The sequence below is a fragment of the Pedobacter sp. AK017 genome (genome assembly GCF_014200825.1).
Lineage (GTDB): Bacteria > Bacteroidota > Bacteroidia > Sphingobacteriales > Sphingobacteriaceae > Pedobacter > Pedobacter heparinus.
This window is the reverse complement of sequence record NZ_JACHCW010000017.1, coordinates 1-14,574: the sequence shown is the minus strand read 5'-3', so window position 1 is coordinate 14,574 and position 14,574 is coordinate 1. Positions and strand designations below refer to the sequence as shown.

Annotated in this window: 8 protein-coding genes; all 8 read right to left on the bottom strand. The window is 40.0% G+C overall.

The genetic code is table 11. The features are described 5' to 3' along the window. Positions 1 to 4 precede the first annotated feature (4 nt). On the bottom strand, positions 5 to 2,698 hold the full coding sequence (locus HDC92_RS20460; protein ID WP_317618108.1) for a SusC/RagA family TonB-linked outer membrane protein: 2,694 nt from the start codon (positions 2,696 to 2,698) through the stop codon (positions 5 to 7). Beyond that, on the bottom strand, positions 2,644 to 3,135 hold the full coding sequence (locus HDC92_RS25240) for a carboxypeptidase-like regulatory domain-containing protein (protein ID WP_317618107.1): 492 nt from the start codon (positions 3,133 to 3,135) through the stop codon (positions 2,644 to 2,646). The genes HDC92_RS20460 and HDC92_RS25240 overlap by 55 nt, the downstream gene beginning before the upstream one ends. A 129-nt stretch (positions 3,136 to 3,264) precedes the next feature. Beyond that, positions 3,265 to 4,404, bottom strand: a complete 1,140-nt coding sequence (locus HDC92_RS20455; protein ID WP_183876895.1) for a metallophosphoesterase family protein — start codon at positions 4,402 to 4,404, stop codon at positions 3,265 to 3,267. A 20-nt stretch (positions 4,405 to 4,424) separates the two neighbouring features. Next, positions 4,425 to 5,471, bottom strand: a complete 1,047-nt coding sequence (locus tag HDC92_RS20450; RefSeq protein WP_183876894.1) for a glycoside hydrolase family 99-like domain-containing protein — start codon at positions 5,469 to 5,471, stop codon at positions 4,425 to 4,427. An 11-nt stretch (positions 5,472 to 5,482) separates the two neighbouring features. Further along, positions 5,483 to 7,084, bottom strand: coding sequence for a SusD/RagB family nutrient-binding outer membrane lipoprotein (locus HDC92_RS20445; protein ID WP_183876893.1), 1,602 nt, complete (start codon positions 7,082 to 7,084; stop codon positions 5,483 to 5,485). A 9-nt stretch (positions 7,085 to 7,093) separates the two neighbouring features. Next, positions 7,094 to 10,195: a SusC/RagA family TonB-linked outer membrane protein gene (locus HDC92_RS20440; protein ID WP_183876892.1), complete on the bottom strand. Its 3,102-nt coding sequence runs from the start codon at positions 10,193 to 10,195 to the stop codon at positions 7,094 to 7,096. Between the two features lie 207 nt (positions 10,196 to 10,402). Beyond that, the gene (locus HDC92_RS20435) at positions 10,403 to 11,551 is read right to left on the bottom strand and encodes an MFS transporter (RefSeq protein ID WP_255484612.1); all 1,149 of its coding nucleotides are present in this window, start codon (positions 11,549 to 11,551) and stop codon (positions 10,403 to 10,405) included. Positions 11,552 to 11,650: 99 nt separating this feature from the next. Then, complete coding sequence (locus tag HDC92_RS20430) at positions 11,651 to 14,170, bottom strand: galactose oxidase (RefSeq protein WP_255484611.1); 2,520 nt, start codon at positions 14,168 to 14,170, stop codon at positions 11,651 to 11,653. Positions 14,171 to 14,574: the final 404 nt, after the last annotated feature.

Genomic DNA, 14,574 nt, shown 5'->3' with positions numbered 1-14,574 from the left:
TAGTTTAAAAAGTCAACCTTAGATCTAATCCATAAGTAGTAAAAGGTGGTAAAGAACCATATTCTATACCTTGTCCATTCCCCGAGGTTACACTTGATTCAGGGTCAATGCCTTTAGGTGCCTTTTTATAAATAGTCCATAAATTTCTGCCTGACAAAGAAATCCGGGCATTAGAAACTTTTAGTTTTTTAAAGAATGGGCTGGTAAGGTTATAACTGATTACGGTCTCTCTTAATTTCACAAAAGAAGCATCAAAGATTTGGAGCTCATCCAGATTAGAAAACCCGTTTGACTGGGGGGTAATATACTTATTGTTGGGAGTACCGTCTTCAAAATAAGCATCCTTATAAATAAAACCAGCCGTTAAGTTAGCTGCACTTTCACCGTAAATATAGCTGTGTAAATAATAATCCTCACGCCCTTCAAGTGTGTTGCTGATAGCACCTGAAATATATGACCGCCTATACGTACCAGAATAAAAACTACCACCTTTACGTATATCTATCAAAAAGCTCAAACCAAAATTTTGATAACGCAGGGAATTCCCAAATCCTCCGGTCCAGTCTGGCATAGCATTACCTAAAACCAAATTACCTTGTGCTATCGGAAGTCCACTTGCTGCCACCAGTTTGCGACCCTGTTCATCACGCTGCCAGCCAGCTCCTCTTATTACACTATAAGGTTGGTCTACCTCCGCAAAAACCAGTAATCTGCCAAACCAGGAGTTTAGCTGAAAACTATTCACACCATCAACTAAGCTTTTTACCTTCGAATTGTTCTGTCCATAATTTGCAAACATGTTCCACTCCAGTTTTTTGCTTTTTAATGGGGTTCCAGACAAGGTAAACTCAGTTCCCCAATTCTGAATTTCACCGGCATTATAATATTTTCTATTGTAGCCGCTTGTTGGAGTTATCTGAGCTGTCAGGATCTGATTGGTAGTTGATGTTTTATAATGGGTTGCTCCAAACGTCAACCTGTCTTTTAAAAATCTAAGATCTATACCAAATTCCAAAGAGGCTGTCTTTTCAGGTTTCAAATCTGGGTTAAAAAACGTTGAGGCCAGTGAAGCATAGGCCTGACCATTATAAATCCCATTAAAAGAATAAGTAGGGGCAAGTTGGTAAGGACTGGTATCATTACCCACAATGGCATACGAAGCCCTTACTTTTCCAAATGACAATATACTTTTTGGAATATCTTTAAATGCATCAGTAAAAACAAAGGAACCCCCAATTGATGGATAGAAATAAGAATTATTCGCCTTAGGCAACGTTGACGACCAGTCATTTCTTGCCGTTACATCCATAAAAAGATAGCTGTTATATCCAAAAGACATAGAACCATATACCGAATTGATGATCTTTTTTGAGGCAAACTGCGTTACGGCAGGAAATTCTCCCGTGTTGGAAAGATTGATCAATCCTGCCTGGATAAGCGAATTGATGCGCTGTTCATTCTTTTTATTTGAGGTTTGAAAACGTCCGGTCCCTACAAATGAATTTACAGAAAGCTTTCCAAACTTATTATTTGCAAACAAAACCAGGTCGGCATTTGTACTTTGCAGGCTATTGTTTATGGTACTCATACTACCATTAGGACTGCTTTGCGCCCCTTTATTGTTAAAGGTATAACCATCCACCCAATACATTTCGGTTCCCACCTTTGCGGTTAGCCTTAACCATCCGTTTATTCTGGCATTCACATTAAACGCGCCTAAAAGTTGATTTTTGGTGTCTTCATTGGGATTTTCATTGATGGCCCAATAGGGATTAAGGAAATCCGTATGGGTATTGATCTCATTACCGTACTGGTCTTTATAATTTTTAAATTCCGACAACTGGTCATCACGAACCATATAGGCATATTGATAAACCGGGTTTTTGGAACTTCCGTTCATATATTGTCTGTTCGTTACTTTATTATTAATAAAAGTAACCTTAGAATCCATATCAAGCCATTTTGTAAATTTATTGAGCACCCTGATATTGGCATTGTGTCTGATGTTATCGTTGATGTTCTTTACTACACTTCCACCGGTATAATTGGTATAAGAAAACCTGTAATTATTTTCTGCATTGCCCCCATCTATGGCCAAAGAATTGGTAAGCATTGCCGCAGTGCTATAAAAATCCCTTACGTTATCTGGTTGCGCCAGATATGCCTTTGGCGAACCATTTACACTGATAACCGGCTGACCCAAAAATGGTGCTCCCCAACTCCTGTTAAATACATTTAAGCTGGGTATTCTATCCGGGTTACTGGTAGATCCGGAGCCATCCAGTTTAAAACTATTTCCTGCACCAAACATATTCTGATAGTCAGGAAATTCAGTGATCCGCTGAAATGTTGAATTGGAGTTAAACGTTACCTTAAACTTTGTTCCGGCAGATTTTTTAGTGGTGATCAGAATTGCCCCGTTAGCCGCCCTCGACCCATACAATGCAGCAGCATTTGGTCCTTTCAGCACTTCTATATTTTCAATATCCTCAGGGTTAATGTTCCCTGCAATATTGCCATAATCCAAATTGTTATTTCCAGATGTGGTTACCTTGCTATCTCCGGTCTCGTTATCCACCGGTATCCCATCAATAACAAATAAAGGCTGATTATTCCCAGTGATCGAGTTGTTACCCCGGATAATTATTCTTGCAGACCCTGTATTACTGGAAGCAGGTGTAACCTGAACTCCTGCAATCCTCCCCGAAAGTGAAGAAACAATATTTGTAGTGGGTGCCTGGTCAATGTAGATACATCCATACTTTGTCTGGAATAACTCAAAGCTTTGGCTTCCCTTTTTATGCCTAAAGCCGTCACCACCACACTTTGCAGTTCCCTGCTTTCTTCAGAGAGCTGAACATTTACAACCGTACGTCCGTTTATTGTCTCCGTCTGGGACGTCATTCCAATATAAGAGAAAGTCAATTGCTTAGTATTGTTAGCAACTTTTATGGAATAATCACCAGTTGAAGTGGTTACCGCATTAAATCTTTGCCCATCTGTCATTGCGCTTACCCCAACTCCAGGTATGGGTTCCCCTCTTACATCCGTAACTTTTCCCGTAATCTGCTGCTGGGCGCATACATACATAGGAAAAAGAAAAAATAGCATTAATAAGTACTTGTTTGCTTTCATACAATTTCGTTTAATTGGTTATTTGGAAGGTTAGGTTTGTTGGTTAGAGCGAAGAAAGGATTAAATCATTAATAAAACATTAATAAAGCCTTAATATGGCATCCGATGCCATGTTAAGGCTTTATTAATCTACGATTTTGCATCAAGCAACGCCGTTAGGCTCACAGTTGCCCAGGCATTACTATCCACATTTTTATAGATCATCATCTCCACCTCGTTTTTCTCAGATATATGCATAGTAGCGTATCCACAAAAATCTGCAAACTCGAAATGTTCGATAAAAGGACGTTCATTTTCAATGTTATCTTTTCGTTCCTGAATGGTATCCGGTGAAAATTTTGGCTCCAGGCCCAAAAGACTAGCATTATAAGCATCCAAGCCTTTTAGGTGATTTTTAACCATTGCATTTGGTGCATCTATCACGCTTCCGATAGCCACCTGAACAAACTTACCCTTAGTGGTTTTACGGCTCAAAATACTGGTTTTATGTAAGTGTGCGGTAAGCACTATAGCACGATGCTCGCCGAGTAAATTAAGCAGTTCTTCTCTTTTATCTTTCTGGTTTGGTTTCGCAAAAATATGCCAGTTGGCGCGTGCACTATAAGGAACCACGGGTTGATGGACACTAAAAAATAAACGTTCTTCTTTACATTCCGGGAGTATTTTTTTAAGCCATTCCAGGCTTTCATCTGCGGTATAACAATCAAAAATAATAAAACGTGTATTTTTATGTACAAACGTATAATTCGCAGTACTCAGAGCCTGCTTTAATTCCTTTTGTTGCCAGTCCAGCACAGTTTTTTTATAAACTTCTCTCGCACCTTCGCCAGTAATGTCATGATTGCCCTTCACCACAAAAAATGGGCGCTTCAAATCCATATCTGCTACATACGAAATAAACTCCTGTGTTTGTTGTTGTGCAAGTTTTTCAGACCCGCACAAACCCTCTACAAAATCGCCTAGCTGCAACCACAAATCGGCATTTACCGTTTTTGCCTTATCCTTTGCCACACGCATCAACAAAGGAAAATTATCCCTTGTAATACGCGAATAATTTTGGATCTGAACAATATCATTTGGATATTTTAGTTTCAGATAATCCATGTCATGGTGTTCCAGTTTATCGAAATGGATGTCACCCAGCAACATAAAGTTAAAACCATTGCCCCTGCTCGGGATAAAATTAAATGCTGATGCTCCCAACGGCAGTGCCGCAGCAACCATACTTAAGGAAGCAATAAATTTTCTTCTGTTAACAGTAGTTTTCATGAGCTTATTTTTTAATGGTGTTAATTAATCTTAAATTGTTTTCTGGTCATTTGCAAAAAAATATTGCCATAGGTTTCAGTTGGTTCAATGGCGGTGCCCAACTGGAAATTATTCCAGGAATTGATCAATACAATGCGTTTACTGCTCATATTGCGCTTGGCAACATTCGTAAAATCAGTATAAAATTCCGGCGTATAGCCAATGTCATACATTTTGCTGGCAGGTGTCATTGCCTTATCGTTATATCCCGGAGCAATACATGGCACAAAATCAACCTTCCAGGTTTTGGTAGAATCAGTCCAGTTTTTCCAGTTCATATCAACAAACGAATTAAAAAACACCGATCTGTCATAAACATCCGTTGTCCAGTTATTTGCATTTACACCATCCATTGCTTTTATAGCAGGTGCATAGCGTACCGGAGGTAACCAGCCCAGGGTAATTTCTCCGATGACATATAAATTCAGGCCTGCATCAGTCATCGCTTGTTTTAAAGCCGGAATCACAGTTGCATAATTGATACTTGATCCTGCAGAAGAAGACAAATTCAACGGCGTAATCATAACCACAGGCCTGCCATCTACCTTATAGTAGTAATCTTTATCAAAATGACTACTGGCCAGCGTCTTAAATTCGTTAATCATGGTGGTCAGCTTGGCCCCGGTTAAAGGTGAAGCATTGGTGGCGCTTAAGTGCGCAGTATTAAAATTGATCACCATTTTCACATTATTGTTCCGGCCCTGCAAAAATGCATTCAAGATCGGGTTTCCCGCAGCACCATTCCAGTTAAAGATAAAAAAGTCAAGTCCGGCCTCATCGGCCCATTTGCGGTGCTGGTCCATAATCAAAGGGTCCAGTGCATTATATTCACCTTTCACTGGTTTGAAAGTATATTTTTTAGCCCAGTCTGCCGTAGTGTAATTGGAGTAATAAGCACCAACCACTACATTTTCAGTAAGAGGTACCGGATCAATTTTATAATTAAAGTTTGGGGGCAGGTGCTCATTGTTCTTTTTACAGGAAACGAAAGCTGTTAAAAGTATAAGTATATAAAGATATGATTTCATCACAATCTGGTTTAAAATGGTAAAAAAGGATTTTTCTTAACGGGCAACGCAAACCATAACTTCGTGTTAAGGTTATCGGCACCGCCCAGCCAGCCAATGGCTTTATTTACTTCTCCAATATTGGTCTGCAATTCATCTGAGGGATATGGCAAACGGTTAGGCACATAGTCGTAAGTACCATCATAGGTAGCAAATTGCGGCTGAAATTCAAGCAACCTGGTCCTTCTGATCAGTGTCCAGGCATCTACGCCCTGCCCCGGGATGGCCAGCCAATGTTGCATCACAATCTGACGCAAATTATCACCTGCAGGAATATAACTGGAACAGATCTGCAACCAGTCTTTAAATTGGGCGCTCCTGCCAACGGTATCAGATGCCGTACTCCACTTAATGCCGGGTGTATTTTTATAATTGCTTGCCTGTGTTACAGTAAGGCCATACCTGTTAAAAGAAGCATCTATACCTTCATAATAATACTGCGAAGCATTTGGGTTGCCCCACCATCCCTTTAACGCAGCTTCCGCCTTTAAAAAACAAGCTTCAGCATATGAAAGGAACACATATTCCGCATCGGGCTTTAAAAACCGCTCACCTATAGCCGAATAGTCATCTTGTTTTAAGCCGGTATGCGGATTGGTTAAACCGTTAGCATAAGTTGATCCCCCTCCATAAGAGATGTTCTGTCCAAAGTAAGTTCCGGTTTGCGGGCCTTGTTTCGCCGGCTGTGCATATATAGTTAACCGTGCATCGTTGTAAGGCGCCATGTGGTAAACCAGCGACTCATTGGTAACCGGAATAGTGGCCTTGTTGGCAGTATAATTGTATACCGCCCTGTCGTAAAGCGGACTCCAGGTATCACTGGTTGTGCCCCAGTTTGCCGCAGCCGTTTCAGTCTGGGCCTTCATCGTATACTGTTCCGTTTGAAAAACTTCTTCTACTACCCTTTTGGCTAACACAGGATCGCCATTGGGCGCATCGTTAGAAATCCGGATGGCCAGTCTTAACCTCAGTGTATTTGCAAATTTCTTCCATTTTAAAAGGTCACCGCCAAAAATCTTATCTGCATTTACAGTATATTTATCACCGGTAAGGCTTAATGAATCCGTTAAATTTTTAAGATCAGCCAATACGTTCACATATACATCCTGTTCTTTGGTATAAGGAACACTTGGCGTACCCAGCAAGGCACCTTCCGTAGGAACACTTCCCCATATCGCCACTGCATTGGATAGGATATAATTTTTCCATATGCGCGCAATCATCACCCTGTTGGTATAAGCAGGATCATTTCTATAATTTACAATAATCTGGTTTACAGGTTGGGCGGCTTGTACATAAACTGCGCGCCAATAAGTATTGTCCTCGTTCAGGTCGTAGTTGTAGCGCTGAAAATTACCCTGAAAGCCAGAGAAATGGTGTGTATAGTTAAAAAATACCACACGGTTCATATTGCCGCCAAACAGGTTCATTGTTTCAAAAATGGAAGTGGTCAGTAAAAAATCCGGTTGCACTTTCACAGGTTTGTTCGGATCTGTATTGATTTCTTCAAAATTTTTGGTACAAGACAATAAGCCAAACGCAATAAGCGCTATAATTATAATTTGTTGTTTCATGATCTGCAGTTAAAAAGTAAGTCTGATATTCAATCCATAAATTGCATTCGGAGGCAACGCACCATTCTCAATTCCCTGTCCGTTACCAGAGGTAGACATTGCTTCAGGATCCAGGCCACGTGGGGTTCTTCTATAAAGAATAGCCAGGTTCCTGCCGGATAAAGAGAACCTTGCCGTTTTAACCGGCATTTTCGACAACAGCTTAACAGGTAATGTATAACCGACCGTAACTTCTCTTAGCTTTACATAAGACGCATCATAGATCACAAATTCTGCATAATTCGGCCTTGCATATTCGTAGTTCTGAGGGGTAACGAACTTCGTATTTTTAGTCCCATCCGCAAAATAGGCATCCCATATTGCACCACCACTTAACTCTGTATTGTTCTCCCCAAAAATCACAGTATGTTTATAATAATCATCGCGTCCGTATAAGGTTTCCGCTAAAACACCGTTCGTCAGCATTCGCGAAATACTACCAGAATACATTACCCCACCCATTTTAACATCTACCAGGAAACCGAGGTCCAGATTTTTAAACTTAAAAGTATTGTAAATGCCACCAATCCAATCCGGTGAAGCCGTTCCAAAGGCCATGTCATTATCCTTAACCAATAAGGATCCCCCATCCTCGATCAACATCCTGCCCTGGGCATCGCGGGCCACTCCCAAACCCCGCAAATAGGCATATGGTTTTCCCACTTCAGCATATACATACAGGTAACTCGAATTGTTATTCAGCTGGAAACGATCAATCCCCTCTATCAGCTCTACTACCTTCGAATTGTTCGCCGCATAATTAAGCTGGGTTGTCCATGAAAAGTTCTTCCCGGCAATAACCTTTGCATTTCCGCTCAGTTCATAACCCCAGTTCTTTATTTTTCCGGCATTATAAATCCGTTTTAAATAACCGCTTGAAGATGGAAGCTGAGCTGTTACAATCTGGTTAGTAGTAGCAGCATTGTAATAGGTGCCATCGATTGAAACCCTATTTTTAAACAACCTTACATCCATTCCTAACTCAAAAGACGTTGTCCTTTCGGGCTTAAGATCTGCGTTGTTCATTGTAGTGGCCAGTGAAGCCAGGGTGGCCCCATTTAAAAAACCATTAAATGAGTAAGTCTGGTCTAATCTATACGGATCGGTATCATTTCCTACGATGGCATAAGATGCGCGCAATTTGGCAAAACTAAGGATGTCGCTCTTCAAACCTAATATTTCATTCACAATCAATGAGCCGCCAACGGAGGGATAGAAGTAAGAATTATTAGCCCTCGGCAATGTAGATGACCAATCGTTTCTACCTGTTACATCAACAAAAGCATACCCTCTGTAACCTAAAGAAACAGAACCAAAAACAGAGTTTAAACGTTTATCACGTTGCTGTTGCGTAACCGTTGGAAACTCTTTGGCGTTGGATAAATTAATTAAGCCAGGCTGCAATAACGAATTGATCCTTTGTTCCCTTCTTTCAAACCAAGAGCTAAAACTACTGGCACCCAGCATGGTACTCACCGAAAATCTATTAAAGGTCTTATTGGCTACAAGCGTACCTTCCAGGTTAAAATTTTGCTGCTTGGTATTAAAGGTACGCATAAAACCATCAGGGTTGCTGGCCACAATAGAACCAATATTATTAAATTCAAAACCATCCCACCACAGCACGTCGGCACCTAAGCGTCCATTAAAAACCAGCCAATTGGTGAAATTCACTTTAGGGTTCAAAGATGCAATTATACGGTCTTTAACGTCCCGGTTGGGGTTCTCATTAATTACCCAAAAAGGATTGCTGAAATTACGATGCGTCCCTATTTCCATTCCGGTTAGTGGGTCTTTATAGGGCATGAGTTCGGCAAGATCAGTACTCCTGCCCATATGCGTATACAGGTTTGTTGGATTCCGGCCATTCGCATTCGAATACTGTCTGTTGTCAACCGCATCTCTTACGTAACTGATCTTACTGTCCAGGCTCACCTTTTTACTAAAAGTATTTTGCAGGCGTACGTCTCCGGTTTGCTTATTGCTCAGGTTAAATCCATCCACTACACTGGATCCGGCATAATTGGTATAGGAAATCCTGTAAATACTACTTGTATTCCCACCTTCTACGGCGATATTATTGGTCAGCAATGAAGCAGACTGATAAAAATCCCGAATGTTATCCGGCTGTGGCAGGTAGGGTTTGATTTCACCATTTAAAGCAACATAAGGCTGCCCCATCATAGGCGACCCCCAACTGCGATAATTAACCATGGCTTCAGGCAAGCGATGTGTATTGTCAATGTAAAATGAAGTCCCTACTCCGTAAGCATTTTGGTATTCTGGAAATTCGGTTAATCTCTGCATCATTAAACTCGAATTAAGCGATACCTTAAATTTAGTAGTGCCTTTTTTTGTAGTAATCAAAATTACCCCATTAGCTGCCCTTGAGCCATAAAGTGCCGAAGCATTCGGACCTTTAAGCACTTCTATATTTTCAATATCTTCAGTATTGATATCAGCAGCATTATTTCCATAATCGATGTTGCCATCCCCTGCCGTATTGTCCATCGGCATCCCGTCTACCACAAAAAGTGGCTGGTTGTTTCCGGTCAGTGAACTGTTACCCCTGATAACAACCCTGGCCGAACCTGTATTAAAACCAGGTGGTACAATCTGTAAGCCTGCAATTTTTCCAGATAAGGTACTCAACAAGTTCGGGCTTTTAGCTTCCGTCATCGTGTTTACATCTACCCCTTGCCTGCTATAGCTCAAGGCTTTTATTTCACGTTTGATACCTAGGGCTGTTACTACTACATTTTGCAGTTCCTTGCTGTCTTCAGCCAGCTGTACGTTTATCGTGTTACGGCCCTTTATGAGCTCCGTAACTGGCATCATACCCATATACGTATAGGTTAATTCTTTGGTGCCACCAGAAACACGTAAATCATAATCACCATTTGAATTGGTAATTGCATTAAATTTTTGTCCGTCATCTGCTTTTGCAGTGACACTAACTCCAGGTAAAGGTTCTCCCCTTACATCCACAACTTTTCCCACAATCTGCTGCTGTGCACAGACCCACATTGGAAAAAGAAAAAATACCAGTAATAAGTACGCTCTTGCTTTCATACAATTTAGTTTAATTTTGGTTATTTGGAAGGTTAGGCTTAGTGAGGGCGAAGGAAAGGCAAAAGGATTAACAGATGATTAATAAAGCATTAATAAGCCTGTTGCAATCAATATTAATGCTTTACTTTATAAAATTTATAAGCAAAAAGGAAAATTATCACATAGCAGATAATGGGTGCATAATAAGCATTTGCAATCCCTGCATTGTCAGCAATAACTCCCATTACAAAAGGAAAAAATGCACCGCCTACAACCCCCATCGATAAAAAACGAAGCTGCCTGTTGAGTACGGGCACCTAAATTCTTCAGCCCCAGGCTAAATATGGTTGGAAACATGATGCTAAAAAAGAAGTTGATCATGAGCAAAGCAATGAACGATACCAATCCAAAATTTTGCGCTACTATGATGCACATCAGGATATTGCCCAATGCAAATGCTGCCAATAATTTATGAGGTGCAATGATGCGCTTTAAAAAGGTCCCGATAAAACGCCCGGCAAGCATCATCCCCATAAAAACTACCATAAAATGTCCGGCTTTTTCGTCACTAAAGCCCATTTTTTTATGTCCGTAATTGATAAAAAAGGCCCAGGTTCCGGCTTGTGCAGCAACATTAAAAAACTGTGCAGCAACAGCCCATACAAAATGTTTATGGTCAATTAGTTTTCTATCAGGCGCCACGTCAACATTCACGGCGTCAGCATCAGCTTCAGAAATCACATGTGGATCGGTTGTAGGCGGAACTTTAACAAATGAAAAAAATACTGCCACAAGCAAGATCACCATTCCTATAATCGCATACAATAGCTTAACGGAGGTTAAGTCAGTACTTCCTTCAATGTGCTTGCCAAATAAAAAGTAACTGCCAATTGCAGGTCCAAGCATGGCACCTACCGCATTAAAAGACTGTGCAAAATTAATGCGCTGGTCGCTGGTACGCTGATCTCCCAGCGAAGCAACAAAAGGATGTGCAACCGTTTCCAGGGTAGACAGGCCACAACCAACAATAAACAAGGCAATACCAAAAAAAGCAAAAGAAGAGATGTTAGCGGCAGGTATAAACAGAAAAGCGCCTAAAGAAAAAAGGGAAAGTCCTAAAAGTACCCCCTTTTTATAACCAAAACGTTTCATAAATAATCCGGCAGGTATGCCCATTACTGCATAGGCACCAAAAACAGCAAATTGTACAAAGGCAGATTGGGACCTGGAAAGGTTCATCGTAAGTTGGAAATGTTTATTCAGCACATCGGCCATGGTAATGGCAATACCCCAGAACATAAACAGAGATGTAACGAATACCAGGGTAACAAGAAATTTCCGCTCCGTAAAAGGAGCTTTGGTTTTTAATTGGTTCATATTTGGTTTGTAAGGTTATTGGTTCATCGATCAAATGACCGGGGGATAAAGTTCATTTTTGAACTTAACAAAACCTTAATAAATGATTAATAGCTTGGCCTATACAGAAGGTTCTGTACTCAATACCGTATTAAAGCTTTTATCAAAGTCGTCATTGTACAATAACCGGTACTCTTTGCAAAAACTTTCGTAGGTATTTTTAGATTGGGAATGTTTACCCATATAAGCCAAAGCCTTGCACTTAATCGTCATGGCCTCTTCGTTTACCGAATCAAAGTAAAAAATATAGTTGGCCAATTCAATTAACAATTCCGGATCATCGGCAATCGAAACAGAATGGGTAAAATGCAGGTAAGTATCGATAATCTCATTAGATATCTCAGCTTTAAAATGGTCCATCCATTCATAATTGGCATTTGGTAAAAACGAACCTCGCTTTATAAGTGCCGCCAATGCTAAAATTTTCTCTTTATTTAACTTCTTTTTCTCTTTGATGATGCTGAAATAGTGATAATAATCAACATAAGTATTTTCGAAATCACAATTAAACCTCCAATATCCCGTTTCTTTGGACACCGAACAGTTGTCTATCTTCTCCAATATGTTTTTGAGTTTCGCAATGTTAACAGACCTGTTGTTCCGCGCACTTTCTTCCGATTTATCGAACCAAAGCAATTCTTTTAATTTTTCGGAGCTTATACCCCGCTCCCACCTAATGGTATACAGCAAAATAACCAAAAAAAGCTCCTTAATCAATGGTGTAAATTGCCTGGTTATTTCCTGACCGTCTTTATCAAATACCTGCATATCCCCAAAAAGAAATATACCCGATTTGGATTCAGGGCTTAGATCTTTCAAAACCACTGGCAATACAGGCTGTTCTGCCGGCTTCTGCTGTTGCTTCCTGCTGTAAATAAAGAATCCGGCTATTCCCAATAAAAGCAATAGCCCAACAATCATATAACCATAATTCATCTCCGATGGAGGTACAACTTCGGCATTTACCCCAATTGGCGGACTATTTAACGCATAAATCTCCACCTTTGTCCGGTTGTTTTCGTCCCAGAACAAAGTAACAGCTATAAACCTTTTGCTTTCAGCACAATAAAAAAGGTCGGCAAATGAATTGATGTCATGAAACGTGTAAGGAATCAGGCTTCCCATCAGCTTAAATTCCGGCTTGGTCAAAGATCCTTCAATCAGCTGCAGATGAGACTTAAACTTATGTTTTGGAAATATCAGTCCATAATAGGTTCCCTCTTTTTCGTTAATCACCAGTGAATTGGCAAATACAAAATGTTCTTCTTTTACCGGCAGTTCATAAATTTTCTTTATGGTTCTTTTCTTAACATCAAAATATAGCAGGTCGTATAAATTCCTGGGGTTTAACAGCTGCTGTCCGGTAGAGCTGCCATAGCCGCCCAAAATGTAGGCACCATTGCCAGTGCTACCCAGCGCAGCCAGATATCTTGGTATAATGGCATCACCAGAAACATCTACTTTTTCCCATTTTTTGGCAGGAAAGTGATACCGCTGAATAACATTTTTGTAAAAGAAGTGACCATATCCACCTACCATGTATAAAGATGTATCCCCTACCGAATAAAACTTATTGAATTGCCAGAAATCGGTAATTGGTGTATTTAAATCAAAATTTGAGGACCAGCTTTTGCTTTCCGGATTAAAAGCACTCACAATTTTCTGATCCATGTAAAAGTTTAACAGCTGGTTATGCTGGGGATCAAAAACGGATTGGTTCCCCCTTAACATATTCTGCTTGCCCGAAAGGTAAGCAATGCGGTCAACTCGGCCTGATCTCACTTCATAGCTCATTAACGAATCCGCCGCAACAACATGCACAATCTCATTTTTTGCATCAAATGCTACACTTGCAGCACCATCAACAACAGCAGACTGCAGAAGTTCCCATTCATAATGCAGCTTTTTTATCCATCTGGGTTTTACCACCGCTCCATTTTTGCCATGCAACATTTCCCTGGCAACAATTCCATCATATTCATCAAGCTGCCAGCTAAACTTTTCAGTCCCATCTTCAGCAATATGTATATTCCTGATCTTCATTGGTGGCACATCAGTTGTTTTAAAACCCTGGTATTCATTGGCACCAAACAGGATTTTAAAACAATCATTTTTTTTCACCATTAAACTGGTCTCGGAAGAAAAACTGCCATAAGATACCCGAAGTATTTTTCTGGCGTAGTCAAACTTAAATTTAATGGTATTCCAGGAGCTAAAAAGTACGTTTTGTGGAATATTAAATGCAATTTTTGAAAATCTGTCTCCCATAATGAGCCGGAAGTGATTTTTTTCGTGAGGATCTTTATCGTAAATGAGGTCGATATTTTCATTATTGCTGTCAACAAACCTTACAATATAACCAAAGTAATCCTTTCTTGCGGGCAGAAACGTTAAATCAAAACTAAGCTCAAAACCATTGTCAAAACATAAGGTTTTTCTCGGACTTAAATCCAGCCCTGTTCTTTGATCCTGAACAACTTCGTGACTATAAAAAGCAAGGCCATAAGACTGCGAAAAGCTGGCATTGCACCAAAAAATAAAGAAAACAGAGAGCCCCCACAGTAAATATTTGATTTTCATGATCAGCATTACGAATATAATACATATATGCTTAGCTTAACATAAATATGTAAATTTTCACTCGCAAATGCATTTAAAACCTCTCTAATTTAATTTTTAGCATTAATATATCTATTTGCTTTATGAATTCCTCAAACTTAACCTACAAGGTTTAACAAATCGTTAAAAAAACATTAACAGTTAATTCAGCATCAAACTAAATGTTCCCCAACATAAACACTGGTGCTCACGGCATCCCCTTCCATACTTACGTAATGCATCCATGCATGTATAGCTCAAAAACCTGAAACATTTAAAACAGACACCTGCTGTCCATTCCTAAAAAAGCTATACACAAAAACTAGTGTATGGAAACAACAGAAAAAGAGTTTATTTTCTCAGAACGTGGCAAAGGTCAGCCTTAT

Excerpts from the sequence above, each read along its gene's own strand:
- HDC92_RS20440 (WP_183876892.1), bottom strand. The coding sequence starts at position 10,195 with ATGAAAGCAAGAGCGTACTTATTACTGGTATTTTTTCTTTTTCCAATG.
- HDC92_RS20435 (WP_255484612.1), bottom strand. The coding sequence starts at position 11,551 with ATGAACCAATTAAAAACCAAAGCTCCTTTTACGGAGCGGAAATTTCTT.
- HDC92_RS20450 (WP_183876894.1), bottom strand. The coding sequence starts at position 5,471 with ATGAAATCATATCTTTATATACTTATACTTTTAACAGCTTTCGTTTCC.
- HDC92_RS20455 (WP_183876895.1), bottom strand. The coding sequence starts at position 4,404 with ATGAAAACTACTGTTAACAGAAGAAAATTTATTGCTTCCTTAAGTATG.
- HDC92_RS20445 (WP_183876893.1), bottom strand. The coding sequence starts at position 7,084 with ATGAAACAACAAATTATAATTATAGCGCTTATTGCGTTTGGCTTATTG.
- HDC92_RS20430 (WP_255484611.1), bottom strand. The coding sequence starts at position 14,170 with ATGAAAATCAAATATTTACTGTGGGGGCTCTCTGTTTTCTTTATTTTT.
- HDC92_RS25240 (WP_317618107.1), bottom strand. The coding sequence starts at position 3,135 with ATGAAAGCAAACAAGTACTTATTAATGCTATTTTTTCTTTTTCCTATG.